The sequence below is a fragment of the Lawsonibacter celer genome, from assembly GCF_014281125.1.
GTDB classification, from domain to species: Bacteria; Bacillota; Clostridia; order Oscillospirales; family Oscillospiraceae; genus Lawsonibacter_B; species Lawsonibacter_B celer.
On the sequence record NZ_JACOEA010000004.1, the window covers coordinates 144,178 to 168,770 of the forward strand.

19 protein-coding genes are annotated in these 24,593 nt (G+C 63.4%); 10 read left to right on the plus strand and 9 right to left on the minus strand.

Annotated elements, in window-relative coordinates:
* Nucleotides 1–43: 43 nt before the first annotated feature.
* The 6 genes from H9Q75_RS08875 (at nt 44) to H9Q75_RS08900 (ending at nt 7,811) form a co-directional block, all read left to right on the plus strand.
* Nucleotides 44–2,035 carry a fructose-1,6-bisphosphatase gene (locus H9Q75_RS08875; RefSeq protein WP_186566239.1) on the plus strand — a complete coding sequence of 664 codons (1,992 nt, stop codon included), beginning with the start codon at nt 44–46 and terminating at the stop codon, nt 2,033–2,035.
* Nucleotides 2,036–2,062: 27 nt separating this feature from the next.
* Nucleotides 2,063–3,193 carry a DUF4317 domain-containing protein gene (locus H9Q75_RS08880; RefSeq protein ID WP_186566241.1) on the plus strand — a complete coding sequence of 377 codons (1,131 nt, stop codon included), beginning with the start codon at nt 2,063–2,065 and terminating at the stop codon, nt 3,191–3,193.
* A gap of 2 nt (nt 3,194–3,195) precedes the next feature.
* Nucleotides 3,196–4,152, plus strand: a complete 957-nt coding sequence (locus H9Q75_RS08885; protein WP_186566243.1) for a tRNA dihydrouridine synthase — start codon at nt 3,196–3,198, stop codon at nt 4,150–4,152.
* Between the two features lie 154 nt (nt 4,153–4,306).
* The gene (locus H9Q75_RS08890) at nt 4,307–5,032 is read left to right on the plus strand and encodes an N-acetylmuramoyl-L-alanine amidase family protein (protein ID WP_186566245.1); all 726 of its coding nucleotides are present in this window, start codon (nt 4,307–4,309) and stop codon (nt 5,030–5,032) included.
* 77 nt (nt 5,033–5,109) lie between these two features.
* The gene (locus H9Q75_RS08895) at nt 5,110–7,398 is read left to right on the plus strand and encodes an S-layer homology domain-containing protein (protein ID WP_186566247.1); all 2,289 of its coding nucleotides are present in this window, start codon (nt 5,110–5,112) and stop codon (nt 7,396–7,398) included.
* A 65-nt stretch (nt 7,399–7,463) separates the two neighbouring features.
* Nucleotides 7,464–7,811, plus strand: coding sequence for an arsenate reductase family protein (locus H9Q75_RS08900; RefSeq protein WP_186566249.1), 348 nt, complete (start codon nt 7,464–7,466; stop codon nt 7,809–7,811).
* Nucleotides 7,812–7,884: 73 nt separating this feature from the next.
* Here H9Q75_RS08900 and H9Q75_RS08905 read toward each other — a convergent pair whose 3' ends face one another.
* The 4 genes from H9Q75_RS08905 to H9Q75_RS08920 form a co-directional block, all read right to left on the minus strand.
* Nucleotides 7,885–8,511 (minus strand): DUF5044 domain-containing protein, encoded by a 627-nt coding sequence (locus H9Q75_RS08905; RefSeq protein ID WP_186566251.1) that lies wholly within the window; start codon nt 8,509–8,511, stop codon nt 7,885–7,887.
* Nucleotides 8,504–9,412, minus strand: coding sequence for a permease prefix domain 1-containing protein (locus H9Q75_RS08910; RefSeq protein ID WP_243200768.1), 909 nt, complete (start codon nt 9,410–9,412; stop codon nt 8,504–8,506). Before H9Q75_RS08910 ends, H9Q75_RS08905 begins: the two co-directional genes overlap by 8 nt.
* A complete protein-coding gene (locus H9Q75_RS08915; protein ID WP_186566255.1) occupies nt 9,349–9,693 on the minus strand; it encodes a PadR family transcriptional regulator in 345 nt (114 codons plus the stop codon). The genes H9Q75_RS08910 and H9Q75_RS08915 overlap by 64 nt, the downstream gene beginning before the upstream one ends.
* Before the next feature lie 102 nt (nt 9,694–9,795).
* Complete coding sequence (locus tag H9Q75_RS08920) at nt 9,796–13,224, minus strand: pyruvate carboxylase (protein ID WP_186566257.1); 3,429 nt, start codon at nt 13,222–13,224, stop codon at nt 9,796–9,798.
* Nucleotides 13,225–13,582: 358 nt separating this feature from the next.
* Here H9Q75_RS08920 and recG point away from each other — a divergent pair, with 358 nt between their 5' ends.
* Complete coding sequence (gene recG, locus H9Q75_RS08925; protein ID WP_186566259.1) at nt 13,583–15,757, plus strand: ATP-dependent DNA helicase RecG; 2,175 nt, start codon at nt 13,583–13,585, stop codon at nt 15,755–15,757.
* A gap of 120 nt (nt 15,758–15,877) precedes the next feature.
* Here recG and H9Q75_RS08930 read toward each other — a convergent pair whose 3' ends face one another.
* From H9Q75_RS08930 to H9Q75_RS08940, 3 genes are all read right to left on the minus strand, one after another.
* Nucleotides 15,878–16,681 (minus strand): hypothetical protein, encoded by an 804-nt coding sequence (locus H9Q75_RS08930; protein ID WP_186566261.1) that lies wholly within the window; start codon nt 16,679–16,681, stop codon nt 15,878–15,880.
* A gap of 100 nt (nt 16,682–16,781) precedes the next feature.
* A complete protein-coding gene (locus H9Q75_RS08935; protein ID WP_186566263.1) occupies nt 16,782–17,345 on the minus strand; it encodes a 50S ribosomal protein L25/general stress protein Ctc in 564 nt (187 codons plus the stop codon).
* A gap of 302 nt (nt 17,346–17,647) precedes the next feature.
* Nucleotides 17,648–18,202 carry a TetR/AcrR family transcriptional regulator gene (locus H9Q75_RS08940; RefSeq protein ID WP_186566265.1) on the minus strand — a complete coding sequence of 185 codons (555 nt, stop codon included), beginning with the start codon at nt 18,200–18,202 and terminating at the stop codon, nt 17,648–17,650.
* 192 nt (nt 18,203–18,394) lie between these two features.
* On the opposite strand from H9Q75_RS08940, the gene H9Q75_RS08945 reads away from it, so the two are divergent.
* On the plus strand, nt 18,395–18,640 hold the full coding sequence (locus H9Q75_RS08945; RefSeq protein ID WP_186566267.1) for a TIGR03905 family TSCPD domain-containing protein: 246 nt from the start codon (nt 18,395–18,397) through the stop codon (nt 18,638–18,640).
* A gap of 22 nt (nt 18,641–18,662) precedes the next feature.
* Nucleotides 18,663–19,691, plus strand: a complete 1,029-nt coding sequence (locus tag H9Q75_RS08950; protein WP_186566269.1) for an alpha-hydroxy acid oxidase — start codon at nt 18,663–18,665, stop codon at nt 19,689–19,691.
* 40 nt (nt 19,692–19,731) lie between these two features.
* Here H9Q75_RS08950 and H9Q75_RS08955 read toward each other — a convergent pair whose 3' ends face one another.
* Complete coding sequence (locus H9Q75_RS08955) at nt 19,732–22,662, minus strand: M56 family metallopeptidase (protein WP_186566271.1); 2,931 nt, start codon at nt 22,660–22,662, stop codon at nt 19,732–19,734.
* Nucleotides 22,655–23,023, minus strand: a complete 369-nt coding sequence (locus H9Q75_RS08960; RefSeq protein ID WP_186566273.1) for a BlaI/MecI/CopY family transcriptional regulator — start codon at nt 23,021–23,023, stop codon at nt 22,655–22,657. Before H9Q75_RS08960 ends, H9Q75_RS08955 begins: the two co-directional genes overlap by 8 nt.
* Before the next feature lie 181 nt (nt 23,024–23,204).
* On the opposite strand from H9Q75_RS08960, the gene H9Q75_RS08965 reads away from it, so the two are divergent.
* Nucleotides 23,205–24,581 (plus strand): TraB/GumN family protein, encoded by a 1,377-nt coding sequence (locus H9Q75_RS08965; protein WP_186566275.1) that lies wholly within the window; start codon nt 23,205–23,207, stop codon nt 24,579–24,581.
* Nucleotides 24,582–24,593 lie beyond the last annotated feature (12 nt).

Below are 24,593 nucleotides of genomic sequence, written 5' to 3' on the forward strand. Positions count from 1 at the left end.
AGATAATAGGGTATCACCATTGGACGCAAGGAGGAGGCGCGTTATGAAGCAAGCAAAAGCCTATCGTCCGGAAAACCTGCACTACCTGAAGATGCTGGCCCGGCAGTACCCCACCGTACAGGCCGCCAGCACGGAAATCATCAATCTGCAGGCCATCCTCAACCTGCCCAAGGGCACGGAGCACTTTGTCTCCGATGTGCACGGGGAGTACGAGGCGTTCCTGCACATCCTCAACTCCGCCTCCGGCGTGGTGCGGGAGAAGCTGGACGATTTGTTCAGCACCAGCGTCTCCCGGGCCGAGCTGGACCAGCTGGCCACCCTCATCTACTACCCCAAGGAGAAGCTGGAGGAGATCAGTCGGGAGCGGGAGGACATGCGGGAGTTCTACCGTATCACCTTCCACCGCCTGATCGAGGTGTGCCGTTTGGTGAGCACCAAGTACACCCGCTCCAAGGTGCGCAAAGCCATGCCGCCAGAGTATGCCTACATCATTGACGAGCTGATCCACACCCACTATGAGGACGGCGACAAGCGGGACTACTACGAGAACATCATCTCCACCATCATCGACATCGACCGGGCCCCCAATTTCCTGGTGCAGCTGTGCGAGCTCATCAAGCGCCTGGCGGTGGACCACCTGCACCTGGTGGGGGACATCTTTGACCGCGGGCCGGGCGCGGATGTGATTCTGGACTCCCTGATGGCCTACCACAGCGTGGATATCCAGTGGGGCAACCACGACATTTTGTGGATGGGCGCGGCCTCGGGTTCCCGCACCCTGGTGGCCACGGTGCTGGCCAACTCCCTGCGCTACAACAATCTGGACGTGATCGAGACCGGCTACGGCATCTCCCTGCGGCCCCTGTCCATCTTCGCCAACGAGGTCTATAAGGACTGCGATGTGCGCCAGTTCGCCGTGAAGTTCTCCAACGGGGACGAGGGGCGCTATACCGAGAAGGATAAGCTTCTGGCCGCCCGGATGCACAAGGCCATCACCATGATCCTCTTCAAGCTGGAGGGACAGAAGATCCTGCGAAATCCCGCATTCGGCATGGAGGACCGGCTGCTGCTGGACAAGGTGGACTACGAAAACAAATGCGTGAGCGTGGACGGGGTGACCCACCCTCTGCTGGACACAGATTTCCCTACCGTGGACCCCAAGGACCCCTACACCCTCACCGAGGAGGAGAGCGTGCTCATCGACCAGCTTACCCGCTCCTTCCGCCACAGTGAGAAGCTCCAGCGCCATGTGCGCTTCCTCTACTCCAAGGGCAGCGTCTACAAGGTGTACAACGGCAACCTGCTCTTCCACGGCTGCGTTCCCATGACGGAGGACGGCCAGCTGCTGGAGTTCTCCGTGGGCGGCAAAAAACTCTCCGGAAAGGCCTTCCTGGACTATGCGGACCTGACCGCCCGCCGGGCCTATTACAGCAAACCGGGCACCGCCGAGCGGGAGCACGGGATGGATTTTCTGTGGTTCCTGTGGGCCGGGCGCAACAGCCCCATCTTCGGCCGGGACAAGATGACCACCTTTGAGCGCCGCTTTATCGAGGACGAGGCGGTCTGGACTGAGCCCAAGAACGCCTATTACCGCCTGTACAACGACCCTGTGGTGTGTGACGCACTGCTGAAGGAGTTTGGTCTGGAGGGCCCTCACTGCCACATCATCAACGGACATATGCCCGTCAAATCCAAGAAGGGGGAGAGCCCCCTGAAGGCGGGGGGCAAGCTGCTGGTCATTGACGGGGGCTTCTGCAAGGCGTACCAAAAGACCACCGGCATCGCCGGCTATACCCTGATCTACAATTCTGCCTGCTTCCGGCTGGTCTCCCACGAGCCCTTTGTGGGGCGGGCCAACGCCATCCGGGAGAACCAGGACATCGCCTCCACCTCCGTGGTGTTTGAGCGGCTGGAGGCCCGCATGAAGATCGCAGGCACCGATGTGGGCCGGCAGCTACAGGAGCAGATTGACGACCTGATGGCCCTGCTCTCCGCCTACCGCAGCGGCGAGATCGTGGAGGATCACAAGCACTGATTTACATTTGATGCAAGGAAGGAACCCATGACCGAGAGAGAAATCGCAGAACTCCGCCGGCGCTTCCGGCCGGACCGGAGCAGTATCACCCATGTACACGGATGCTATGTCAATGAAAGCCGGGAGATTGTGGCACGGTTCGATCAATCCCTGGCCCTGATGACCCAGGGGGAGAGCGAAAGTCTGCTGGGCATCCTCAAGCGCACCCTGTCCGGCACCCTGGGCAGACAGCTGCTGGACATCGAATTCGCCACCCGGCAGGTGGCGGAGGGGGAGGAGCACAGAATCCTGATGGCCCTGCGGGATTCCCGCCTGCAGGATTCGGAGAAGGTGGAGGCCTTTTTCCACACGATCATCGCCGCCCTCTCCCTGGAGGGCAACTACATGATTCTGCTGGCCCACGACGCCTATGACGTGCCCTACCGGGCCAAGGACGGCGCGGATCAGCAGGACGCCTCCAGCGAGGTGTACTCCTATCTCCTGTGCAGCATCTGCCCGGTGAAGCCCACCAAGCCGGCCCTGAGCTATTCCGCCCACGCCAATGAGTTTCGCCGCCTGCGGCAGGACTGGGTGGTCTCCCCGCCGGAGCTGGGCTTCCTGTTTCCGGCCTTTGACGAGCGCAGTACAAATCTGTACAACGCCCTGTACTACAGCCGGGACCCGGGGGAGAGTCATCCGGACTTTGTGGAGGCGGTGTTCCGCACGCCGGTGCCCATGCCGGCGGATACCCAGAGGGAGACATTCAAGAGCGTGCTGGGGGAGGCCCTCAGCGAGGACTGCAATTATGAGGTGGTGCAGGCGGTACATGACCAGCTGTGCGGCCTGATCGCGGACCACAAGGCCAGCCGCGAGGAGGAGCCGCTGGTCATCACCAAGGGAGCGGTGAAGTGCGTGCTCCGGGCCGCCGGCGTGTCGGACAGCCGGATGAACGCCTTTGACGCCGGATATGACGAGGCCTTCGGGGAGGGAACCGCCCTGAGCCCCCGCAATCTGGTGGATACCAGCCGCATGGAGGTGCGCACGCCGGATGTGACCATCAAGGTCAACCCGGAGCGCAGCGACCTGGTTAAGACCCGGGTCATCGACGGGGTGAAGTACATCCTCATCCGGGCGGACGACAGTGTGGAGGTGGACGGCGTGTCCATCCGTATCGGGTGAGCATGCGCTGGGACTGCGCCCCCATGGAGGGGATCACCGGCGCACAATTCCGCCGGGTGCACAGCCGCTGCTTCGGCGGAGTGGGGCGGTATTACGCACCCTTTCTCTCCCCCACCCGGGACCACGTGTTTACCCGGCGGGAGCTGCGGGAGATCCTGCCCGAGCAAAACGGGGGCACGGATACGGTGCCCCAGCTGCTGACCAAAAATCCGGAGGATTTTCTCTGGGCCGCCGGGGAGCTGGCGGCCATGGGCTACCGGGAGGTCAACCTGAACCTGGGCTGCCCATCGGGCACCGTGACCGCCAAGGGCAAGGGGGCCGGAATGCTGGCCGACCCGGCGGGGCTGGAGCGCTTTTTGGACCGGATCTTTGCTGCCCCGCCCCTGGCCGTGTCGGTCAAGACCCGCTTGGGCATGCGGGATCCGGAGGAGTTCGGCCCCCTGCTGGAGCTCTTCTGCCGCTACCCCATCCGGGAGCTGATCCTCCACCCCCGGGTGCGGGAGGACTTTTACCGCCGCCCCGCCCGGAGAGAGGCCTTTGCCGCCGCCCTGCCCCGGTGCACCCTGCCGGTGTGCTACAACGGCGACCTGTTCACCGCCGGGCAGTGCGCCGCCTTTCAGGCGGAATACCCCGGGGTCGCCGGGGCGATGCTGGGCCGGGGGCTGATCGGGGACCCGGCCCTGGCCCGAAAGGCGTCGGGCGGACCGCCCGCGGGGCGGAGCGAGCTGGAGGATTTTCTGGAGCAGCTCTTTGACGAGTACGCCCGGGACTACGGCAGCGCCCATGCCGCCATGATGCGAATGAAGGAGCTGTGGTCCTATCTTCTGGGCCTCTTTGACGGGGCGGAGCGTCCGGGCAAGGCTCTGCGCAGGGCCCGGGACCCGGCGGAGTACCGGACTCAGGCGGCCGCCATTCTCCGCAGCGCCGGCCTGCGCACGGAGAGCCGGGGAATTTTTTAAAAGAGAAAAGAGCAGAAAGCGACCCCTTTGCCGCGGCAAAGGGGTCGCTTTCTGCTCTGGGTCGGACAAAGTGGGGGCGCAGCCATGGAGGGCCTGTCACCGGCCGCCGGCGGGCACATAAGCTGAAAGTATCAACAACAAGGAGGAATCGCTGATGAGCGACCGGAAGATCGTCTGTCTGGATCCCGGCCACGGGCCGGATACGGTAAACGGCTCCCCGGATGGGAGCTACAAGGAGAGGGAGTTCACCTGGGACCTCTATCTCCGCCTGCGTGTGTTGCTGGAGGAGCAGGGGATCGCCGTGGTGGGTACCCGTGGGGAGGACGAGAAGCCGGGCCTGACAGACCGGGCGGAGGTTTCCAACAAAGCGGGGGCGGACCTTTTTGTCTCCCTGCATACCAATGCGGCCGGAAACGACGGCTGGTATGACCCCAAGGGCCTTATGATCTACACCAGCTCCGGCCCCATCACCGCCCCGCGCAACCAGGCGGCCCTGGATATCCTGGCCCAGGCCCGGGCGGCGGGAATTGAGATCTGGGGGAGCGGCCTGGCCTATGAGGGCTATACGGTACTCACCAAGACCGCTGCGCCGGCGGTGCTGATCGAATTTGGCTTCCACACCAACCGGGAAGAGGCGGAGTTGCTCAAGTCAGAGGCGTACCGGGACCGGCTGGCCCTGGCAGTGGCGAAGGGAGTCTGCGATTTCCTGGGGGTGACCTGGCAGGACACGGAGGAGCGGGAGGACACCCCGGCACCCTGGGCGGCCGAGGCGTGGGAGAAGGCCGTTCGCGCGGGTGTTCTGGACGGGACCCGGCCCTGGGCCCCCCTGACCCGGCAGGAGCTGGCCGTAGTCCTGGACCGGCTGGGCCTGCTGTCTTAAATTATTTACAAATGTTCAAGGAGTATTTAAGGTTTCTGTGGTAAGATGGGCCCATCTTGAGAAAGGATGTGACCCTGATGCGCAGAAAACTACTGGCCGCCGCGCTGGCCGCAGCCATGCTCCTGGGCTGCAGCGTGTCGGCCTGCGCCGCGGGCAGCAGCGCCGGCGAAGTCCGGATTCAGCTGTCCGACAGCGGTGTGAAGGTGGACGGAAAGGACGCCCCCACTGACACAAGCAGCACCGTCTATGTGGGCGGCGGGATCATCTATTACGCCGAAGGCACGGACGAGACCTACGGAGCGGGGAGCGAGAGCGAAAAGCACTCCGCCGACGAGGCGGCCGCCCACACCGTGGTCACCATTACCCAGCCGGGGACCTACCGCATTTCCGGCGCCCTGAGCCAGGGACAGATTTTTGTGGACCTGGGTGAGGACGCCAAAACCGATCCTGACGCGGTGGTCACCTTAATCCTGGATGGGGCCGATATCACTTGCACGGTGGCTCCGGCGGTGTTCTTCTACCGCGTATATGAGTGCGATACCCAGTGGGTGGCCTATGACGAGGGGGAGAACGAGGACTATAGCGCCTCCGGCACGGCGGACACCTCCGCCGCCGGAGCCAACGTGATCCTGGCCGCCGGCAGCGAGAACCACATCACCGGCTCCCATGTGGCCCGCATCTATCAGGAGGGCACCACCAAAAAGCTGCACAAGTATGACGGCGCCTTCTACTCCCGGATGTCCATGAACATCGACGGGGAGAACGGGGACGACTCCGGCGTGCTTTGCATTGCAGCCGACAATGAGGGCCTGGATTCTGAGCTGCACCTGACCATCAACGGCGGCACGATTGACATACAGAGCCAGGACGACGGCATCAACACCAATGAGGATTTTGTATCCGTCACCACCATCAATGGCGGAAGCCTGACCATCAACGCCGGGCTGGGGAGCGAGGGCGACGGCATTGACTCCAACGGCTATCTGACCATCAACGGCGGCACGATCTGGACCATGAGCAATGAGAGTTCCCCGGACGGCGGTATTGACGCGGACGGAGCCATCACCATCAACGGCGGTACGCTCTACGCTTTCGGCACCCGCAACGACGCGGTGGACAGCGCCTCCGCGCAGCTCTATATGGAGCTCTCCTTTGCATCCACACTGCCCGCGGGCAGCGTGATCAGCCTCGCCGACCCGGAGGGGGGCGAGCTGTTCCGGGTCACCACACAAAAGACCTGCCAGTCCCTGACTGTGAGCGCCCCTGAGTTGGAGGAGAACGTTGCGTACAGCCTCTATGTGGACGGGGTTCAGCAGCAGTATACCGGCAACCAGACCGGCGGCTTTGGCGGCGGGCAACCCCCGGCGGGCTTTGACCCCACCCAGACGGAACGGCCGGAGGGTGGCCGACCCGGCCAGGACGGTCAGCGGCCCGAGGGGCAGGAGCCGCCGGAGGGCTTTGATCCTGCTCAGACCGAGCGTCCGGAGGGCACCCCAAGACCGGAGGACGGAACGGGCGGCTTCCGGCCCGATCAGGGCGGGGGACAGGCGGAGAGCGGCGAGGGCTCCGCGGAGTTTACTCTTACCCAAAGGGTGCGCAGTTTTTACGGCGTGTCGGATTCCCCGGATGGCTCGGGTAAGACCCGGGTAAGTTTCACAGTCAACGGGGGGAAAGGGATGACCAGTGTGGCCTCCGGCGAGCGCGTGCTCCTGACGGAGATCCAAGCCAGTGTGGACGGCCTGCCGGACAGCGATGTGCAGATCACCATCACCGACGTGCCCAGCGAGGACTATGCCGAGACCTGTCTGCTCTCCGACGGTGAGGAGGCCCTGACGGCCATCCTGCCCACAGAGGACGGCATCTACCGCCTGACCGTGGGGGTGGTCAGCGGCAACGAGACCTATGCCGGCGTCAACCAGTGGCAGTTCACTGTGGGCGCGCTGCCCTTCTCCGATGTGCGGCAGGGCAGCCAGGACTATGACAGCATCAAGGCGGTTTATGACGCGGGCCTGATGGAGGGGACCGGGAGCGGCCGGTTTGAGCCCAACGGCACTGTGACCCGGGCCCAGGCGGCGGCTGTACTGGCCCGCCTGGCCCGGGCGGAGGTGGAGGACAGCGCTGCCTTTACCGATGTGAGGGCCGGCTCCTGGTACTCCGGATATGTGGGCTGGGCCTCTTCCAACGGGATTGTGGAAGGGGACGGCCAGGGCCATTTCCTGCCGGAGGCGTCGGTCACCGGCGCCCACATGGAGCTGATGCTGACCCGCTGTGCCCAGCTGGCCAGAATGGAGTATGAGGCGTCCAATACCTCGGATCAGCCCCTGACCAGAGGAGAGCTGGCCCAAATGCTGACGGCCTTCCTGTAAGGACGGTTGCGTCCGGAACACGGGATGTGGTACAATGAGGAAAAACCAAGACGGAGGAATGTGACATGCTCTTTGTCTGCTACCCCAAATGCACCACCTGCCAGAAGGCCAGGGCCTTTTTGGACAGCCGGGGCGCCGCTTACGACCTGCGGGACATTAAGCTGGAAAACCCCACCGCAGAGGAGCTGTGCCGCTGGCATCAGCTCAGCGGGCTGCCCCTGAAGCGATTCTTCAATACCAGCGGCCTGCAGTACAAGGCCCTGGGCCTGAAGGACAAGCTGCCAGGCATGAGCGAGGACGAGCAGTTGGCCCTCCTGGCCACGGACGGAATGCTGGTCAAGCGCCCCCTCCTGGTGGGGGAGGACTTCGTTCTGGTGGGCTTCCGCCAGGGCGAGTGGGAAGAAAAGCTGTAAAACCGGACAGGAGCGCCACGGAATTTTCCGCGGCGCTCTTGTTTTATGGGCCCGTAGCAGCACGGCGCCCCGATCAGGTCATATCCCGCCAAGTATCCAGACGGGGACTTTCATAGAGCAGCTCTCCTCCGGTTCCGTAGCCGCGTACCTGGAGCGTGGCAGACACAGAGGGCCAGGCGAGTTCTGTCTGGTAGCGGACCACAAAACAGTTTTGGACCGGCTGTGTCTCCCACGCGGTAAGGAGCGGATGCCCCTCTTCAGAGTGGAAGGCGATTTCTACCGCGGCAATATCAGGGGAATTGGAGAGGACAAGCACGGCCCCGTCGGCCCAATCGCTGATGGTCAGAGGGACCAGCGGGAGGCTGGGGGTGTTTTTTACCGCGCCTAGGCCGCCGGATTGCCAAAATAGACCGTAGTGGTTCACGCCGCACCAGGCATACCAGTCCCCGCTGCGCAGGATATAGTAGCGGTCGTACTGCCCCCATTTCCGGGTGCTGGGGCTGCGGGGAAAATCCAGCTGGGTGACGACCTCGCCGGGGCCGAACAGAAAGCGCTCCTGAGTGGCGGCCAGGGCCTGCCTGGCGGTGGGGATGGGAAAGTCCAGGGCCAGTGTCAGCACAGCCAGCAGAACCGGCAGGGCGGCTGCCCAGCGGATGGCCCGGCGTTTCCGGCGCGCAGGGGTATCAGGGCGTTTAGACATGGGACGCGCCTCCTTCCAGAGGGACGGTGAGATAGATGGCGTTTTCACCGTAGCGGTCGAAGCGGAGGGTCAGCTCCTTGGCATCCGGATCAATGCCGGCGACCCAGAGGTCGTAATAGGAGACAAAGGGAGTTGAGGCGGTGGGGTTCCCGGCGGAGTCGCCGGCACGGACGGGCAGGCCGTACTGCTCCTGCTGTCCCCGGGAGGGGTAGCGGTTGCCCAGATCGTCCTCCGCCCAGAGCCAGGCGCGAAAGTCCGGCGCGCGCTGCCAAGGATTTGGATGGGTCACCCTGAGCTGATAGGCCAGGGACAGACTCTCCCGGCCGTAGGCCGTGTCCGCACTGCGGGTCACAAGGGCCCGCTCAATGGAAAAGGTGTAGCCGCCCTGCCGCCAGATCTCCCGGGGCCGAAAGTCAGCCACTAGGTCCAGCTCCTCATAGCGCTCCACCAGGGCGGCCATGTGAAAACCGTATTCCGACGGAGCGGTGAAGGCGGTGAACAGGGCGTCTGCCCGCGTCAGGGCGAGAAGAAGCGCCAGCACTGCAAGAAGGCGTGCAGAGCGGATCCACCAGATTTGAAGCCAGCCCAGCAGGGGGCTGTGCAGCTGGTCCAGGGCGCGGCCCAGCTCCTCCGGATCGCCCATGGCGGCGATGGCCCGCCGGCGGGCCTCCGTCGGCGGCAGCTCCGGATGGCGCTCCGCCAGGGCGTCGGCGTGGTCCTCCAGATGGGCGGTCAGCTCCCTAGAGATCGCGCCGTGGTCGGGGCGGAAGCGCACATAGGCGCACACCGCCTCGCAGTACCACTGGAAGGAGCCGTAAAAATCCCCCGGCGCGCTCATCAGGCCGGGGCCGGGTCCGTCCCGGCGAGGATCGCGTTGACCGCTTTGGAGAAGAGGCTCCAATCCTCCTGCTTTTCCTCCAGAAGGCTCAGGCCCCTGCGGGTGATGCGATAATACTTCCGCACCCGGCCCGTGGGGGCCTCCTTTTCATAGGAGATCACCGCCTTTTCCTTCTCCAGCGCGTGGAGGATGGGGTAGAGGGTGCCCTCCTTGAGCGTAAAGGCGCGGTTGCTCCTGGACTCCAGCTCGGCAATCATCTCATAGCCGTACTTGTCCCCCTTGGACAGCAGGGAGAGGACCAGCAGGGTGGTGCTCCCCGCCAGCAGATTCTTGTCCGCCCGCATGCAGACAGCCTCCTTTCAACAAAATACCTCGTATATCTAGGTATATTATACCTAGATATACGAGGTATGTCAAGGGAGGATGAAAAAAACGGCGGCCGGGGCCTATTTGATGGTGATCAGCAGCTCGCCGGCCTTAACCGAGCCGCCCTCTTTGATGAGCACCTGCTCCACCGTGCCCGCCATGCGCGCCACCACGGAGGTCTCCATTTTCATGGCCTCAATGATGGCCAGGACCTGGTTGGCCTCCACATGGTCGCCCGGCTTGACGCTTACCTTGGACACCATACCGGGGATGGAGGCGCCCACCTGGCTCTTGTCCTCCGGATCGGCCAGGGCGATATGCCGCACAGTGCCCTCGGCGCTCTTGTCCGGCACGGCCACCGTGCGGCTCATGCCGTTGAGCTCAAAGTGGACGTTGCGGGTGCCGTCCTCGTTCAGATCGCCCAGGCCCAGGTACTTGATGACCAGGGTCTTGCCGTCCTCAATGTTGATCTTGTTGGTCTCGCCCAGGGCCATGCCGTTGAAGAATACATGGCTGCCCATACGCATGATATAGCCGTACTCCTTCCGGTGGCGGCAGAACTCCTCCACCACCTTGGGGTAGAGGCACCAGGAGATCACGCTGCGTTCGCTGGCCTCGGGGTAGAACTTCTCCACCTCTTTGCGGGCGGCCTCGAAGTCCACGGGGGGCAACAGTTCGCCGGGGCGGCAGGTGATGGGCTTCTCCCCCTTCAGGACCACCCTCTGCAGGTCCTCCGGAAAGCCCCAGGCGGGCTGGCCCATCATGCCCTTGAAGTAGCTGACCACGCTGTCGGGAAAGGTGAGGGCCTCGCCCCGCTCCACAATATTCTCCGGGGTCAGGCTGTTCTGCACCATGAAGATGGCCAGATCGCCCACCATCTTGGAGGAGGGGGTTACCTTCACAATATCCCCCAGCATGCGGTTGACCTTGACGTACATCTCCTTCACGTCGTCGAACTGGTGGCCCAGGCCCAGGCTCTCCACCTGGCTTTTCAGATTGGTGTACTGGCCGCCCGGCATCTCGTAGCGGTAGATGTCGGTGGAGGGATTTTTGATATTGGCCTCAAAACCGGCGTAGCGCTCCCGCACGTCGGCCCAATAGTCAGAGAGGGCCTGGAGCTTTTCCGGGTCCAGACCGGTGTCACGCTCCTGCCCCTGCAGGGCGGTGACCACCGCGTTCAGGGAGGGCTGGCTGGTCATGGAGGACATGGAGTCAATGGCGCAGTCCACAATGTCCACCCCGGCCTCGGCGGCCATCAGGTAGGCGGCCACCTGGTTGCCGGAGGTGTCGTGGGTGTGCAGGTGGATGGGCATGCCCACCTCCTGCTTCAGCGTGGACACCAGCTTCTTGGCCGCGTAGGGCTTCAGGAGGCCGGACATGTCCTTGATGCAAAGCAGGTGCGCCCCCCGCTTCTCCAGCTCCTTGGCCATGTTGACATAATATTGCAGGGTGTATTTATCACGCTTGGGATCCAGAATGTCGCCGGTGTAGCACATGGTGGCCTCGCATAGCTTGCCCTGCTTGAGCACCTCGTCCATGGCCACCTCCATGCCGGGGATCCAGTTGAGGGAGTCGAAGATACGGAACACGTCCACGCCGGTCTTGGCGGACTCCCGGATAAAGGCGCGGATCAGGTTGTCGGGGTAGTTGGTATACCCCACCGCGTTGGCGCCCCGCAGGAGCATCTGGAAGGGAATGTTGGGGATCTTCTCCCGCAGCAGCTCCAGCCGTTCCCAGGGGGACTCGTGGAGGAAGCGGTAGGCCACGTCAAAGGTGGCGCCCCCCCACAGCTCCAAGGAGAAGCAGTCGTTCAGCGCCTCCGCCGTGCCCTCGGCCCCCTTGACCATGTCCCGGGTGCGCACCCGGGTGGACAGCAGGGACTGGTGGGCGTCCCGCATGGTGGTGTCGGTAATGAGCAGCTTCTTCTGCGCCAATACCCAGTCCCGCACCGCCTCGGGACCCTGGGCATCCAAAAGCTGCTTGAGACCGGTGCACCGGGGGGGCGTATGCTCATAGGGCGGGAAACGGGGAATGTCCAGCTGCCGCCGCTCGGCGGAGGGATTGTCCACCTGAATCTGGGCGATGTACTTGAGCACCTTGGTGGCCCGATCCCGGCTGTCCTCAAACTCAAAGAGCTCAGGGGTCTCGTCGATGAACTTGGTGTGGCACTTGCCGGCCACGAAGGTGGGGTGGGCCAGGATGTTGGTGACAAAGGGGATGTTGGTCTTGACGCCGCGAACATGCTCCTCGCTGATGGCCCGCTGGGCCTTGCGGCACACCCCCTCGAAGGTGTTGTCCCAGCAGGTGACCTTGACCAGCAGGCTGTCGTAATAGGGGGAGATCACCGCGCCGGTGTAGGCGTTGCCGCCGTCCAGACGCACGCCGAAACCGCCGCCGGAGCGGTAGGCGGTGATTTTGCCCGTGTCCGGGGCGAAGTTGTTGGCCGGGTCCTCCGTGGTCACCCGGCACTGGAGGGCATAGCCGTTGAGGTGCACCGCGTCCTGACTGGGGATGCCGATGGTCGGGGCGGACAGAGGGTGTCCTTCGGCGATCAGAATCTGGGCCCGCACCAGGTCCACACCGGTGACCTGCTCGGTGACGGTGTGCTCCACCTGGATGCGGGGATTCATCTCGATAAAGTAGTGGCGGCCGTCCCGATCCACCAGGAATTCCACCGTGCCGGCGGAGACGTAGCCCACGTGGCGGGCCACCTTCACCGCGTCCTCGTAGAGCTGCCGGCGGGTGGCCTCCGGCACGCTGAAGGCCGGGGCGAACTCCACCACCTTCTGATAGCGGCGCTGGAGGGAGCAGTCGCGCTCAAACAGGTGGACCACGTTGCCGTACTGGTCGCCCAGAATCTGCACCTCGATGTGCTTGGGCTCCACCAGGTATTTTTCAATGAAAATATCCGCGTTGCCGAAGGCCTTCAGGGCCTCGCTCTTCACCAGGTCAAAGGCGGGAACGACCTCCTCCTCCCGGTCGCAGCGGCGCATGCCGCGCCCGCCGCCTCCTCCGGCGGCCTTGAGGATGATGGGGAAGCCGTACTCCCTGGCCTTGGCCAGGGCCTCCGAGCCGTCCTTCAGAGGGGTCTCAGAGCCGGGGATGGTGGGCACCTGGCAGGCCTTGGCAATGGCCTTGGCGGTCAGCTTGTCGCCCATCTGGCCCAGAATTTTGGAGGAAGGGCCGATAAAGGCGATGCCCGCGTCTTCACAGGCCCTGGCAAAGTCGGCGTTCTCACTTAAAAAACCATACCCGGGGTGGATGGCGTCCACGTGGCGGCGGCGGGCCAGGTCGATGATGCCCGGAATATCCAGATAGGCTCCCAGGGGGGATTTGTTCTCACCGATGAGATAGGCCTCATCCGCGCGGGTGCGGAACAGGCTGAAGGTATCCTCGTTGGAGTACATGGCCACGGTGTGAAGGCCCAGGTCGTAGCAGGCGCGGAAGACCCGCAGGGCGATCTCGCCCCGGTTGGCCACCAGCACCTTGTTGAATTTGCGCTCTGCCATGTGTCGTATCCATCCTTTCCTCGTTGAAATTTGTCATACGGCGTCTTGAAATATGCAGATGGGTTGGGAGAGGGCTCCGTCGCCTGTATCTCCCTAAAATGCTGTGTTTCTAGGGAGGACACTCCCGTTTTGGGTTAAGATTATTATAAGATATGCTCAGCTGTTTTTGCAAGAAGAAATAAATAGAATTGCAAATCTTGTGAGGAAACACAGAGTGGACAGAGTGCGCGGGGGTGCTTATTGGAGAAAAAGACAAGGGAAAAGGCGGACCCCCTGCCCGCGGTGCATATAAGCAGAGGATTCCTTGCCCGCGGAGAAAAAATGTGCTACACTGACAAAAAGGAAAGGAGGGCAGAAGATGCCGCTGACCGTGAACTCTGATGTGCGGGAGCTGCCGGGCGTGGGAGAGACGCGGGCGAAAGCCCTGGATAAGCTGGGGCTGCGCACGGTGGGGGATCTGCTGCGCTACCTTCCCCGGGGCTATGAGGACCGCCGCCCCAGCGCCTGCATCCGCACCGCTCCGGCGCAGCTGCCTGTGTGCGTCCGCGCCATGGTGGCCGAGTCCCCGCGCCTTTCCCGCATCCGACGGGGGCTGGAGCTGACCCGTGTGCGGGCGGTGGACCAGACCGGCGCCATGACCATCACCTTTTTCAATCAAAACTATGTGAAAAATGCCCTGCGTGCCGGGGAGGAATATGTGTTTTTCGGCCGGGTGGAAGGGCCGCCCGGGCGGCGGCAGATGACCAATCCGGAGTTTGAGCCGGCGGAAAGGGTGCGGTTTACCGGCCGGATCCTGCCGGTCTACCCCCTGACCAAGGGGATCTCCAACCACCTGCTTGCCAGCCTGACCCTTCAGTGCGTGGAGCGCTGCGCCGGGCAGATGACGGAGACGCTGCCCCCCGCTCTGCTGGCGCAGTACGGGCTGCCGCCCATGGAGGAGAGCCTGCGTTCCATCCATTTTCCCGCTGCTCCGGAGGACGCGGCCCGGGCCCGGCGGCGTTTTATTTTTGAAGAGCTTCTGCAGCTCTCCTGCGGCCTGGCTCTGCTGAAGGGACGGCGGGACCAGGCTGCGGGGCGGATCTTCCGGCGGCGGGACCCGGCTCCCTTCTTTGCGCTGCTGCCCTTTCCCCTTACTGGCGCCCAGCGCCGGGCGATGGAGGACATGGCCCGAGATATGGCCTCCGGCAGACCGATGAATCGCCTGGTGCAGGGGGATGTGGGCTCTGGCAAGACCATGCTGGCTGCCTACGGGGCGTGGCTGGCGGCCCAAAACGGCTGCCAGACGGCCCTGATGGCGCCTACCGAGCTGTTGGCTGAGCAGCATTTCCGCTCCCTGGCGCCCCTGCTCGCCCCGGCGGGAGTGCGTACCGCCCTGCTCACCGGGGCGGTGAAGGGCGCACGGCGGAGGCAGGTGTGCCAGAGCCTGCGGGAGGGGGAGGTCGACCTGATGATCGGCACCCAGGCCCTGATTTCCGAAGGCGTGGAGTACGCCGCCCTGGGCCTGGTGATCACGGATGAGCAGCACCGCTTCGGGGTGGATCAGCGCTCGGCGCTGGCCGCCAAGGGGGCCCCCATGGGAGGGGCATCGGCGCCCCCCCATGTGCTGGTCATGTCGGCCACCCCCATCCCCCGTACTCTGGCCCTCATCATCTATGGAGATCTGGACGTGTCCGTGCTGGACGAGCTGCCTCCCGGCCGCACCCCGGTCAAAACCTATGTGATTGGGGAGGACAAGCGCCAGCGGATGTACGGCTTTGTCCGTAAACTGGTGGGGGAGGGACGGCAGGTGTATATGGTGTGTCCAAGCGTCGTCACAAGCTCCGAATCGCTGGAGTCTGCGCAGGCGCAGGGTCAGGTCCCCTCCGCTGTTCCTCCTTTCCCAGCGAAACCCGCTTCGCTGGGCTTTCTTGGGGCCAGTGAGAACGAATCCGATCTGAAAGCGGCTGTTGCCTACGCAAAAGAATTGGGAGAAAAGATCTTCCCCGACCTGCGGGTGGGATTGGTCCACGGCAGGATGAAAGCCGGGGAAAAGGACGCGGCCATGGCGGCCTTTGCCGCCGGAGCGCTGGACATTCTGGTCTCCACCACGGTGATCGAGGTGGGGGTGGACGTGCCCAACGCGGCCTTGATGGTGGTGGAAAATGCCGAGCGCTTCGGCCTGAGCCAGCTCCACCAGCTCCGGGGCCGGGTGGGCCGGGGAAGGCACCAGTCCTACTGTGTGCTGGTCAGCTCCGCCGCGGGTCCGGACAGCCGGGAGCGGCTGAAGGTGCTGGCCTCCACCACGGACGGGTTCCGGATCTCGGAGGAGGACCTGCGTCTGCGGGGCCCCGGCGATTTCTTTGGGCAGCGGCAGCACGGCCTGCCGGACCTGCGCATCGCGGACCTGGCCTCCGACATGGCGGTGCTCACCCAGGCGCAGGATGCGGCGGCCCGGCTGCTGGAGGAGGATCCCCGCCTGGAGCGGCCGGAGCACCGGCGCCTGCTGGGACAGGTAAAGCGCATGTTTGCCGACCGCACGGGGAGCTTTAATTGACTGCCGGCCTCTGCGCGCCGGAACAAGAGAAAACCTACGATGACAACCTGGGGCGGCATGACATCCGTCATGCCGCCCCAGGTTTGTTTGAGAACCCGACGACAGAGGGCGCTCCCGCGGTCAGTCAGGAATGGAGCCGTCCTCTGCGCTGTTTCGCACCGGTATCCGGTTGATCTGGCAAAAATAACGGTAGAACCGGGCCGCAGCCTCCCGCTCCTGCGGCATGTCCAGCAGTTCCAGCAGATCAAAAAGGATCCGCTCTGCGGTTTTGAGGGAAAAATATTGAAATGCCGTATTTCCCCAGCGCCGTTTCGCAGGGTCCTCTGTGAGATAGGGCCAGAAAGCTGGACGTTTTTCAGGCTTGAGGGCTATGCGATAGGCGGGATGGGCGGTGACCATTCCGCTGCGGCAGGCGTTCCCGAAGAAATCCTCCTCCACCATAAATGCGCCGATCACACGGCGCTCCTGCTCCTGGATACTGTGGCCGCAGCTGGTCAGCAGGCAGAGTGAGTTGGGCTTCAGCCGGTCCGGAATCCGTGGCGCTCCCTTTGAAAGCCCGCTGAGATAGGTACCGGTGGAAACCGACCACACGGAAAACAGATCGCGTTCCTGAGCGCTGGGGATGTGGAACACGGCATGGGATTTCGGGGAAGGCTTTAGGCTGAGCAGGCGGCTTTTCCGTTCCTGCTCCTCCTGCCGTGCCAGCTGTTCGGCCGCTTTTTCAGCCCGCCGGGTCTCCAAAAGACCCTGGATCTGATCCTGCATCGTGCGGTTTCGCAGCGTCAGGAACTTGGAGAAGGCATCCGGATAAAGAAATTTTTTGTCTCCGGTGGAAAAACAGACGGTGAGGATATTCCTATCCCAGCCGGTTACAACGCCGGGGCCAAAGGTCTCGTGGCGAATCGCCTGTCCAATTAATTGCATGTTCTGCTCCTTTCACAAATTGAGCGAAAGAGCCGCTTGTGCCCCGGGGATATGCGGCGGTCAGGGCTCTCTCCTGTCTTGCAATAAGCGCGCTAAGCGCTTATCCTCCGGTCAGTCCGGTAGCGCGCTTTTTGTCGTTGATCCGAAGGACAATGCTGTCACCCTTCACCTGCAGCTCGACGCGTTCATCCCTAAACTCCGGGATGTCGTCCACAGTCAGGACCGTTCCGGCTGCCATTCCCTCCAAATCTACGGTGACGGTGTCAATCATGTCTGCAGGGAGAGAGGCGAAGGGCACCTCAAAGAGAAGCCGCTCCAAAACGCCGGACACGGTGTCGGTATTTTTCAGGACGATGTGGGCGACGCTGTTGACCTTTTGATCCGGCTGAAGGGCCTGAAACTGGATATGATCGATTTTGCTGTCCGTGATCGCTCTGGTTTTTTCTTTGATTTGAACCGGAATCCGTTTGCCGTCCAGATCGAGCTGGACCTTGCTGCCCACCTGTTTTGTACGGAGCAGTTGCTCGGCGGCCTGCTGCCCCATCTGGATGGAAAGGGAGCCTGAGAGCCCGCCGCCATACACACAGCACGGCACAATACCGGCACGGCGCAGCTGCTTGGCCTTTATCTGACGATTCCGATTTTCCACTTTGACGATGTCCATGGTGATCCTCCTCGATCCTATAAAATTTATATTCTATACCGCGCCATGCGCCATATAGCCCTAATAAAAAGAAAAAAGAAGGGCTTTCCATACAGCACCACTGGGTGCAATACCAAAAGCCCTTCTTAAAAAAGACGGTTCTTTTTATTGATTGTATCTAGTATATCACACGAAAACGGAAAAAGCAAATGTTCCGTATGGAATCAAAAACAGCCTATATGGCGGCAAAACGCAAACCAGTGAAAGCAATTTCCTGATTCCGGACGGGATAGTCCGGAAATATCTGCGGGAGACCACAGGGCTCAGGATGTATGACCGGCGTATTTTTCCGCCAGGCGGCGAAAGTCGCCGTCCAGCAGACGGCTGATCTGCCGTACCAGGTCGGCGGGCTCCTCCTTCATGCCGTTGGCCACCCAGCCGATCATCATGCCCGCAAGAGCGTACATATAGAAGTCGGACAGGAATTCCAGGTCCTCCGCGGAGAGGGAGAGCCCCTCGCTCTCATGGGCGAAGATCCGCGAGGTGATCTTATAGGCCATGGTATAGAAATGACAGTCCATGTGTTCGCGCCCGGTGGAGCGGAAGATATGATAGACGGCCACATGGTGCTCCCGGGTAAACAGAAAGGTATTGAGTACGGCCTCCTGCCAAGTGGTGCACTTGGCCAGCACGGCTTCCGACTCATGATCCAGGTACCAGCGGAGCAGATCATAGATGTCCTGAAAATGGTAATAAAAGGTCTGGCGATTGACCTGGCAGGACTCCACGATCTCCTTGACGGTAATATCGTCCAGGGGCTTTCGGACCAGCAGTTTCCCAAGAGAAGCCGCCAAGGCCTGCTTGGTGCTTTGAGGCATACTCCACCTCACCTCTCTCTGTCCAACTTATCATAGAACACAACTATGAATTCACACGCAAATATTATAGCACACCTGTTGGATGAATTGCAATCCCGACCGTGGGGGGCCGGTCAGGTGGGCGGAAAGCGGTTGAAAAAGGCGGTGGAATGGTATATAGTTTACTCCATGCGAAAAGGAGGAAAAGCAGGCATGACCATTCGATACAGCCCGAAGGGCGTTTGCTCCAGGCAGATGACAATTGAGGTGGAGGGCGGTGTGATCCGCTCGGTGGAAATCGAGGGGGGCTGCAGCGGGAATCTGCAGGGGATCTCCCGTTTGATTGAAGGCATGAAGGTGGAGGACGCGGTGGAGCGGATGGAGGGCATCCGATGCGGCTTCAAGGCGACCTCCTGCCCCGATCAATTGGCCCACGCCCTCAGGCAGGCGATGGCGTGAACCGCACAGGAGGGAAAACGATATGACTTATCCGGAACTGTTGGAGCGGGCCCGCGCCTGCAGCGGCCCCTACTGTAAGGCCTGCCCGGTCTGCAACGGCGCGGCCTGCGGGAACACAATTCCCGGCCCCGGGGCCAAGGGCCTGGGCACCGGGGCCAAACGCAATTACCAGAAGTGGCAGGAGCTGTGCGTCAATATGGACACCATCTGTGAAAACCGGCCGGCGGACACGGCTGTGTCCCTCTTTGGACGGAACTTTGAGGCGCCCTTTTTTGCCGCCCCGGTAGGGGCCATGAAGCTGCACTATGGGGACAAGTATGACGACCTGGCCTACAATGGGATCCTGGTGCCCGCCTGTGCGGAAAACGGCATCGCGGCGTTTACCGGGGACGGAACGGACCCCAAGGTGTTCCAGGCGGCCTGCGCGGCCATTCGCTCCAGCGGCGGGGCGGGTATCCCTACCGTGAAGCCGTGGGACCGGGATACGCTGCTGGCCAAGCTGGAGCTGGCCAAAGCGGCGGGACCGGCAGCCATCGCCATGGACATTGATGCGGCGGGACTGCCCTTTCTGCAGGGGCGCACGCCGCCTGCGGGCAGCAAGAGCGTGGCCGAGCTGCGGGAGATTGTGCAGGCCGCGGGCCAGCCCCTGATCCTCAAGGGGATCATGACCGTGCGCGGCGCGGAGAAAGCGGCGGCGGCCGGCGCGGCGGCCATTGTGGTCTCCAACCACGGCGGGCGGGTGCTGGACCAGTGCCCGGCCACGGCGGAGGTGCTGCCCGCCATTGCGGACGCGGTGGGGAGGGATATTACCGTCCTGGTGGACGGCGGCATCCGCTCCGGCCTGGATGTGTTCAAAGCCCTGGCCCTGGGGGCCAGGGGGGTGCTCATCGGCAGGCCGTTTGTCACCGCCGTCTACGGAGGCGGAGCGGAAGGAGTGGCGCTGTACACGGACAAGCTCAAGCGGGAGCTGGCGGATACCATGGCCATGTGTGGGGTACATACCATCTCGGAGATCAGCCGGGACTGCCTCTGGGGCGTTTCGGCCCGATAAATGGAACAACACCCGGAGCGTTCCGCTCCGGGTGTTGTTTTCAGGAGTCAGGAGAAAACTGCAGATTGTGCAGGGAAATAGAACGGCCGTCGTAGACCACAGGGCCCTCCAGCGTGCCCACATAGTTCAGCATGGGGGTGTCGGAGGCCTCTGTCACCCCGATGGAGCAGAACAGCTTATCCCCCTCCGCCCAGAAGTCCACGATGCTGCCCGCCCGACAGCCCTCCGGCAGGGCGGCGGAGACCGTGTCCGGCAGGGTGTAGGCGTCCAGAACGCCGCCCAGGGTCAGCTCCGCACCGTCCCACTCAAAGAGGTACAGGTTCTGCATGCTGACTCCCGTGCCGGTGCCCACAAGGGGAGTGACCGCCAGCTCCTTTGCCCCGTCTGCGTCAAAGTCTCCCCACACAGGATTGGCGGCGGACATGCGGGGGCCGTCCGGACCGGTCAGGGCGGGGAAATAGGCGAGCTGGCCACCCACGCACAGCAGAAGGCCGGGACAGCCGGTCAGCGCTTCGTCGAAGGAAAAGACCGCCGCGGTGCGGTCGTCTGAGAAGCCGACCAGCTTGATGGGGTTGTCATACCAGTTGGAGATGTCGGGGAAAAAAGTACCCTGGGTCTCATAGGGCGGCCAGGGCAGATCGGACAGGGCGAGCTGCTCCGGGTCCTCCAGAGAGGGGATGGTCCGCCAGGTCACTCCCTCGTCCGTGGAATACAGGGTGCAGCTCTCCCCGCTCTGCCGCGCACAGGTGAGGAGCATGGGGCCGCCCGTCTGGATGGAGACAACCTCCCAGCCTTCCCCGGCGTCCAGAAGGGGGAGGTCCACGTGCTCCCAGGTGGCGCCCCCGTCGCCGGTGCGGAAGACAGGCGCGCCGTTGAAGCGCCCGATGGCGATCAGGGCCACGTCATTGCTGGGGAAAGCCGCGGCGACGGCGTGCCACTGGGCCTCCTCCGGGCGGCCGGTCTCCGTCCAGGTCTCCCCGCCGTCGTGGGTACGGTAGACATAGGTGTCCGCGCCGCCCACGCCATGGCCGATGGTGAACACCAGCCAGCCGTCGGTGAAGCTGTTGTCGGAAAAGCCCCAGAGAGCGGTCTCCTCCGTGAGCAGGCCTTCCAGGTTGGTGATCTGGTTCCGGTCTCCCAGGTCCTGGTCGGCCCAGGAGGCGGGGGCGGGTACCCGGGAGGCGATATCCGCCAGGGCAAGCTCGGCAGGGCAGTCGATCTCGAAAGTATACACATCCTCCCCACCGTCCGCCCAGCGGTAGGTCAGGGTATAGCGCTGGCGCTGGGCAGGGCGCAGGGGGTCGCCCTCCGCCAGTCCCAGGGGGTACAGGGGGAAGCCATAGGAAGAGGCGGAATGGGGGTCGCCGTCCAGCAGGGTGGTGGTATGCCCGGCGGCAAAGACCACGTTTCCGGCCCCGTCCACCAGGTCATAGCGCAGCTCTTCCCGGCCCGCCCGCCCCTGGGGCTGGAGAATATAGAGCATGCTGCCGTAGTCCAGCCAGACCGAGCTGCCCTCAGAATCCACCCAGTCCCCGTTCTCACCCGCCAGGATCACAGGTTTGTCCAGAAGCGTACCAGGCAGCAGAGAGGGAACCGCCGCCGAAACGGCATACTGCCAGGATTTGGCCTCCTCGCCCTTTCCCCAGCGGCAGGTGAGTACGATCAGCCGCTCCTCCAGTGAACCATCCCCTGCGGAGTCGGGCCGGCGCTCCAAGGAGAGGAAATACTGTCCATCCGCCCCATTCGGGCCGGAGAGGGTCCGCTCCAACGGTGAGACAGGGCCGGAACCGTCCATCTGATACTCCACCGCCTGCACCTGGTCCGGAGGCGTCTCAAAGCAGAAGGTCAGGGAGGGAGAGGTGCTGATGACGGCGATCCGCTCTGCGGCGGACCGGCCCGCCAGAGCGTCCGCTGTGCCTGGGATGGAGTGCGGCTCGTCTGTGGAGGAGGACGATACGGTCAGCGCCGGGGCGGCCTCCGGAAGAGACGGATTCCTCCGGGCGGGGTCGCACCCCAGGCAGAACAGCAGCAGGACCGCCAGAAGGACCGTCAGCCCAACGGCCCACCGGGCCGGGCGCCTCCAGCGCAGGGCCGCCCTGATGCGGCGCTTTACGTCGGTCTCCCCAAAGCCGGGGGGCAGGAGCAGTCCCCGCTTGGGCGCGGCCAGGGAGAGCAGGGCGGCGGAGTAGGCGGCGCCGCTCCCGCCCCGGCGGAGCACGGCCTCGTCGCAGCACAGCTCCAGATCCCGGCAGAAGAATACCCAGGCCAGCCACAGGACCGGGTTAAACCAGTGCAGGCCCAGGGCAAGGAAGAACAGGGGCTTGAGCCAGTGGTGGCCCAGCCGGAGGTGGGCGCGCTCATGGCGGAGCACCCAGTCCAGTGCGTCCGGGCCTACTCCGGCCGGGAGGTAGATCCGGGGGCGGAACAGGCCAAAGACGAAGGGGGCGGGGATGCGGTCGCTCTCCCAATAACCGTCCCTGCGCACGGCGGTAGCCAGGAGAAAGCGCAGCCGGAGCCAGGACAAAGCCGCATACCCCCACACCCCGGCCACACCTGCCAGCCATACACAGAACAGCGCGTCCGTAGGGGCGGGTCCCTGCGCGGGGACCGGCTGCCCGGTCTGGGAGACGGGCGTGTCCGCGGGGGCGGCAGGGCTTCGGGCGGGCTGAGACGGGACCTCGGGCGCGGCGGTGGTTAGATGCGCGCCTGGCTGGGCCCCGGCGGGGCGCGGGTCCTGCACCAGACGCTCCTCCTGCTCTGGCGGAAACGCGCTCCATCGCACCAGGCTGAGCCGGGAGGTCAGAACCCCCGCTGGCAGCACCATCCGTACCAGCACCACCAGCCAGAGGGCCACGCACAGAGCGGCGGGCAGGCGGACCTGTCGAAAGAGCCAGCGCAGGGGCAGGGCGATCAGGGCCACCGCCGCGGCCGTCAGACTCATGGAGAGAAGCGTCCGGAATACGTCAGCCATGCCGCTCCTCGCTTTCCTCAATCATCCGCCGCAGTTCTTCGGCTTCTGCCGGGGAAATCGTCCGATCACTGAGAAAGGCTGCCACAAAGGCGGGCAGAGAGCCGCCGAAGGCGCGCTCCACAACCGCCTCGCTCTCGTACTGGCGCACCTGCTCCCGCTTGACCAGCGCGGTGACCGTGGCGGCCTCGTTCTGCAGAAAGCCCCGGCCCGCCAGCTTGCGGATCAGGTTGAAGGTGGTGGATTTTTTCCAGCCGAACTGGTCCAGGCACAGCCTGGACAGCTGAGTGGAGTTGACCGGCTCCTCCCGCCAGACCAGGTCCATCAGCCGATACTCCGCGTCAAACAGCTTGTAATCCTCCATGCGGTTATCTCCTTTTTGAAATAAGAAAGGTTTGTTTGAATAAACCTAGTTTATCAGAACAAACCTATCCTGTCAAGTGTAAAAGAAAACCTTAGAATAACTTAATCTTTCTTCCATTGACTTTACAGGCGGAAGTGGTACACTGAAAGACAAGCAATGGAAAACGGAAAGGAGCAAAGGAATGAGACAGATGGTAAAGCGCATGCTCACTGGGCTGCTGGCGGCGGCGATGCTGCTGACCCCGGCCCTGGCGGCCGGTGAAGAGACACCGGCGCAGCAGCTCTCGCCCTGGGCCTACGACGCCGTCGCGGATTGCTACGCCATGGGCCTGATGGACGACAACTACGGCGCCTACATACTTGACCCGGTAACGGATGAGCAGCTGGATCAGCTGACCGGCGTGGTCGGGGACAAACTGGCCCTGCTGGGCGTGCCGGTCCGGCAGGCCGGCGGGGAGGAGACGCCTCTGGTCATTGACCACACCCGGGGCGGCGTGATGAACGCCCTGTATCAGGAGGCCGCCGCCTACGCCTTTCCCGGCGTGGAGGCGGGCATGGAGGCCTTCCTGCAGGAGTTGGGTGTGGTGAAGGGGACCGGAAGCGATCTGGCTTTGAAGCGGACCTGCACCTATCAGGAGGCCATGGTCATGGCGAACCGGCTCATCCTGGCCCTTTACGACGCCAACGATGCCGGCTCAAAGGGCCTGCTGTGGAAGGCCACAAACGGGCGCAATACCCTCTATCTGCTGGGGACCATCCACCTGGACCGGGACAATGTCTATCCCCTGCACAAGTCTGTGCGGGACGCGCTGCTGTCCTCGGAAAATGTGGCCTTTGAGCTGGACTTCAACGACCCGGCGGGGCTGGAGACCTTTGCGGCCCTGCAGATGTACGGCGACGGCACCACCCTGGCCGACCATATCAGCCCGGAGCTCTACCAGCGGGTGAGCCAGGCGCTGCTGGCCCTGGGCATGACCCAGGAGCAGATTGACCTTTACAAGCCCTGGGCGCTGGCCAATACTTTCAATACCCTTGCCTCCATGGACGACACCACCAGCGGCAACGCCATGGCGGTGGATCTTTACCTGAACAGCGCGGCCTCCTGGGCAGGCCTGCCGGTGGAGGGAGTGGAGACCTATGAGCTCCAGGGGAACATCTTTGACACCCTGACCGCGGAATATCAGGAGGCCTATCTGGACGCCACTCTGGCCATCTATGAGGCTGAGGCGGAAGGGAGCGAGCCCTCCCAGGAGGCCGCAGACGCGGCAGAGGAGAACCAGCAGGTGATGAGCGAGATGTTTGCCGCCTGGAAGACCCGGGACCCGGAGGCCTTTGCCCGGGTATATGACAAGGCCGCCATCGTGTCCAGCGATGACGAACTCAACGCCCGGCTGTTTACCGACCGGGATCCGGGGATGATCCAGGCCGCAGCGGACTATCTGGAGACCGAGGGCGAGCACACCTTCTTTATGGCCGTGGGCGCAGGTCACATGGTGGATCCCGGCGGCATTGTGTCCGGTCTGAAGGAGCTGGGCTATACGGTAGAACTGGTTCCCTGAGAGATCCGTGGG

What these genes read in the sequence shown, in the direction of transcription:
- H9Q75_RS08895 (WP_186566247.1), top strand. Translation starts at nt 5,110, where the DNA reads ATGCGCAGAAAACTACTGGCCGCCGCGCTGGCCGCAGCCATGCTCCTG.
- H9Q75_RS08920 (WP_186566257.1), bottom strand. Translation starts at nt 13,224, where the DNA reads ATGGCAGAGCGCAAATTCAACAAGGTGCTGGTGGCCAACCGGGGCGAG.
- H9Q75_RS08880 (WP_186566241.1), top strand. Translation starts at nt 2,063, where the DNA reads ATGACCGAGAGAGAAATCGCAGAACTCCGCCGGCGCTTCCGGCCGGAC.
- H9Q75_RS08940 (WP_186566265.1), bottom strand. Translation starts at nt 18,202, where the DNA reads ATGCCTCAAAGCACCAAGCAGGCCTTGGCGGCTTCTCTTGGGAAACTG.
- H9Q75_RS08890 (WP_186566245.1), top strand. Translation starts at nt 4,307, where the DNA reads ATGAGCGACCGGAAGATCGTCTGTCTGGATCCCGGCCACGGGCCGGAT.
- H9Q75_RS08875 (WP_186566239.1), top strand. Translation starts at nt 44, where the DNA reads ATGAAGCAAGCAAAAGCCTATCGTCCGGAAAACCTGCACTACCTGAAG.
- H9Q75_RS08960 (WP_186566273.1), bottom strand. Translation starts at nt 23,023, where the DNA reads ATGGAGGATTACAAGCTGTTTGACGCGGAGTATCGGCTGATGGACCTG.
- H9Q75_RS08935 (WP_186566263.1), bottom strand. Translation starts at nt 17,345, where the DNA reads ATGGACATCGTCAAAGTGGAAAATCGGAATCGTCAGATAAAGGCCAAG.
- H9Q75_RS08945 (WP_186566267.1), top strand. Translation starts at nt 18,395, where the DNA reads ATGACCATTCGATACAGCCCGAAGGGCGTTTGCTCCAGGCAGATGACA.
- H9Q75_RS08930 (WP_186566261.1), bottom strand. Translation starts at nt 16,681, where the DNA reads ATGCAATTAATTGGACAGGCGATTCGCCACGAGACCTTTGGCCCCGGC.
- H9Q75_RS08950 (WP_186566269.1), top strand. Translation starts at nt 18,663, where the DNA reads ATGACTTATCCGGAACTGTTGGAGCGGGCCCGCGCCTGCAGCGGCCCC.
- H9Q75_RS08965 (WP_186566275.1), top strand. Translation starts at nt 23,205, where the DNA reads ATGAGACAGATGGTAAAGCGCATGCTCACTGGGCTGCTGGCGGCGGCG.
- recG (WP_186566259.1), top strand. Translation starts at nt 13,583, where the DNA reads ATGCCGCTGACCGTGAACTCTGATGTGCGGGAGCTGCCGGGCGTGGGA.
- H9Q75_RS08885 (WP_186566243.1), top strand. Translation starts at nt 3,196, where the DNA reads ATGCGCTGGGACTGCGCCCCCATGGAGGGGATCACCGGCGCACAATTC.
- H9Q75_RS08955 (WP_186566271.1), bottom strand. Translation starts at nt 22,662, where the DNA reads ATGGCTGACGTATTCCGGACGCTTCTCTCCATGAGTCTGACGGCCGCG.
- H9Q75_RS08900 (WP_186566249.1), top strand. Translation starts at nt 7,464, where the DNA reads ATGCTCTTTGTCTGCTACCCCAAATGCACCACCTGCCAGAAGGCCAGG.
- H9Q75_RS08905 (WP_186566251.1), bottom strand. Translation starts at nt 8,511, where the DNA reads ATGTCTAAACGCCCTGATACCCCTGCGCGCCGGAAACGCCGGGCCATC.
- H9Q75_RS08915 (WP_186566255.1), bottom strand. Translation starts at nt 9,693, where the DNA reads ATGCGGGCGGACAAGAATCTGCTGGCGGGGAGCACCACCCTGCTGGTC.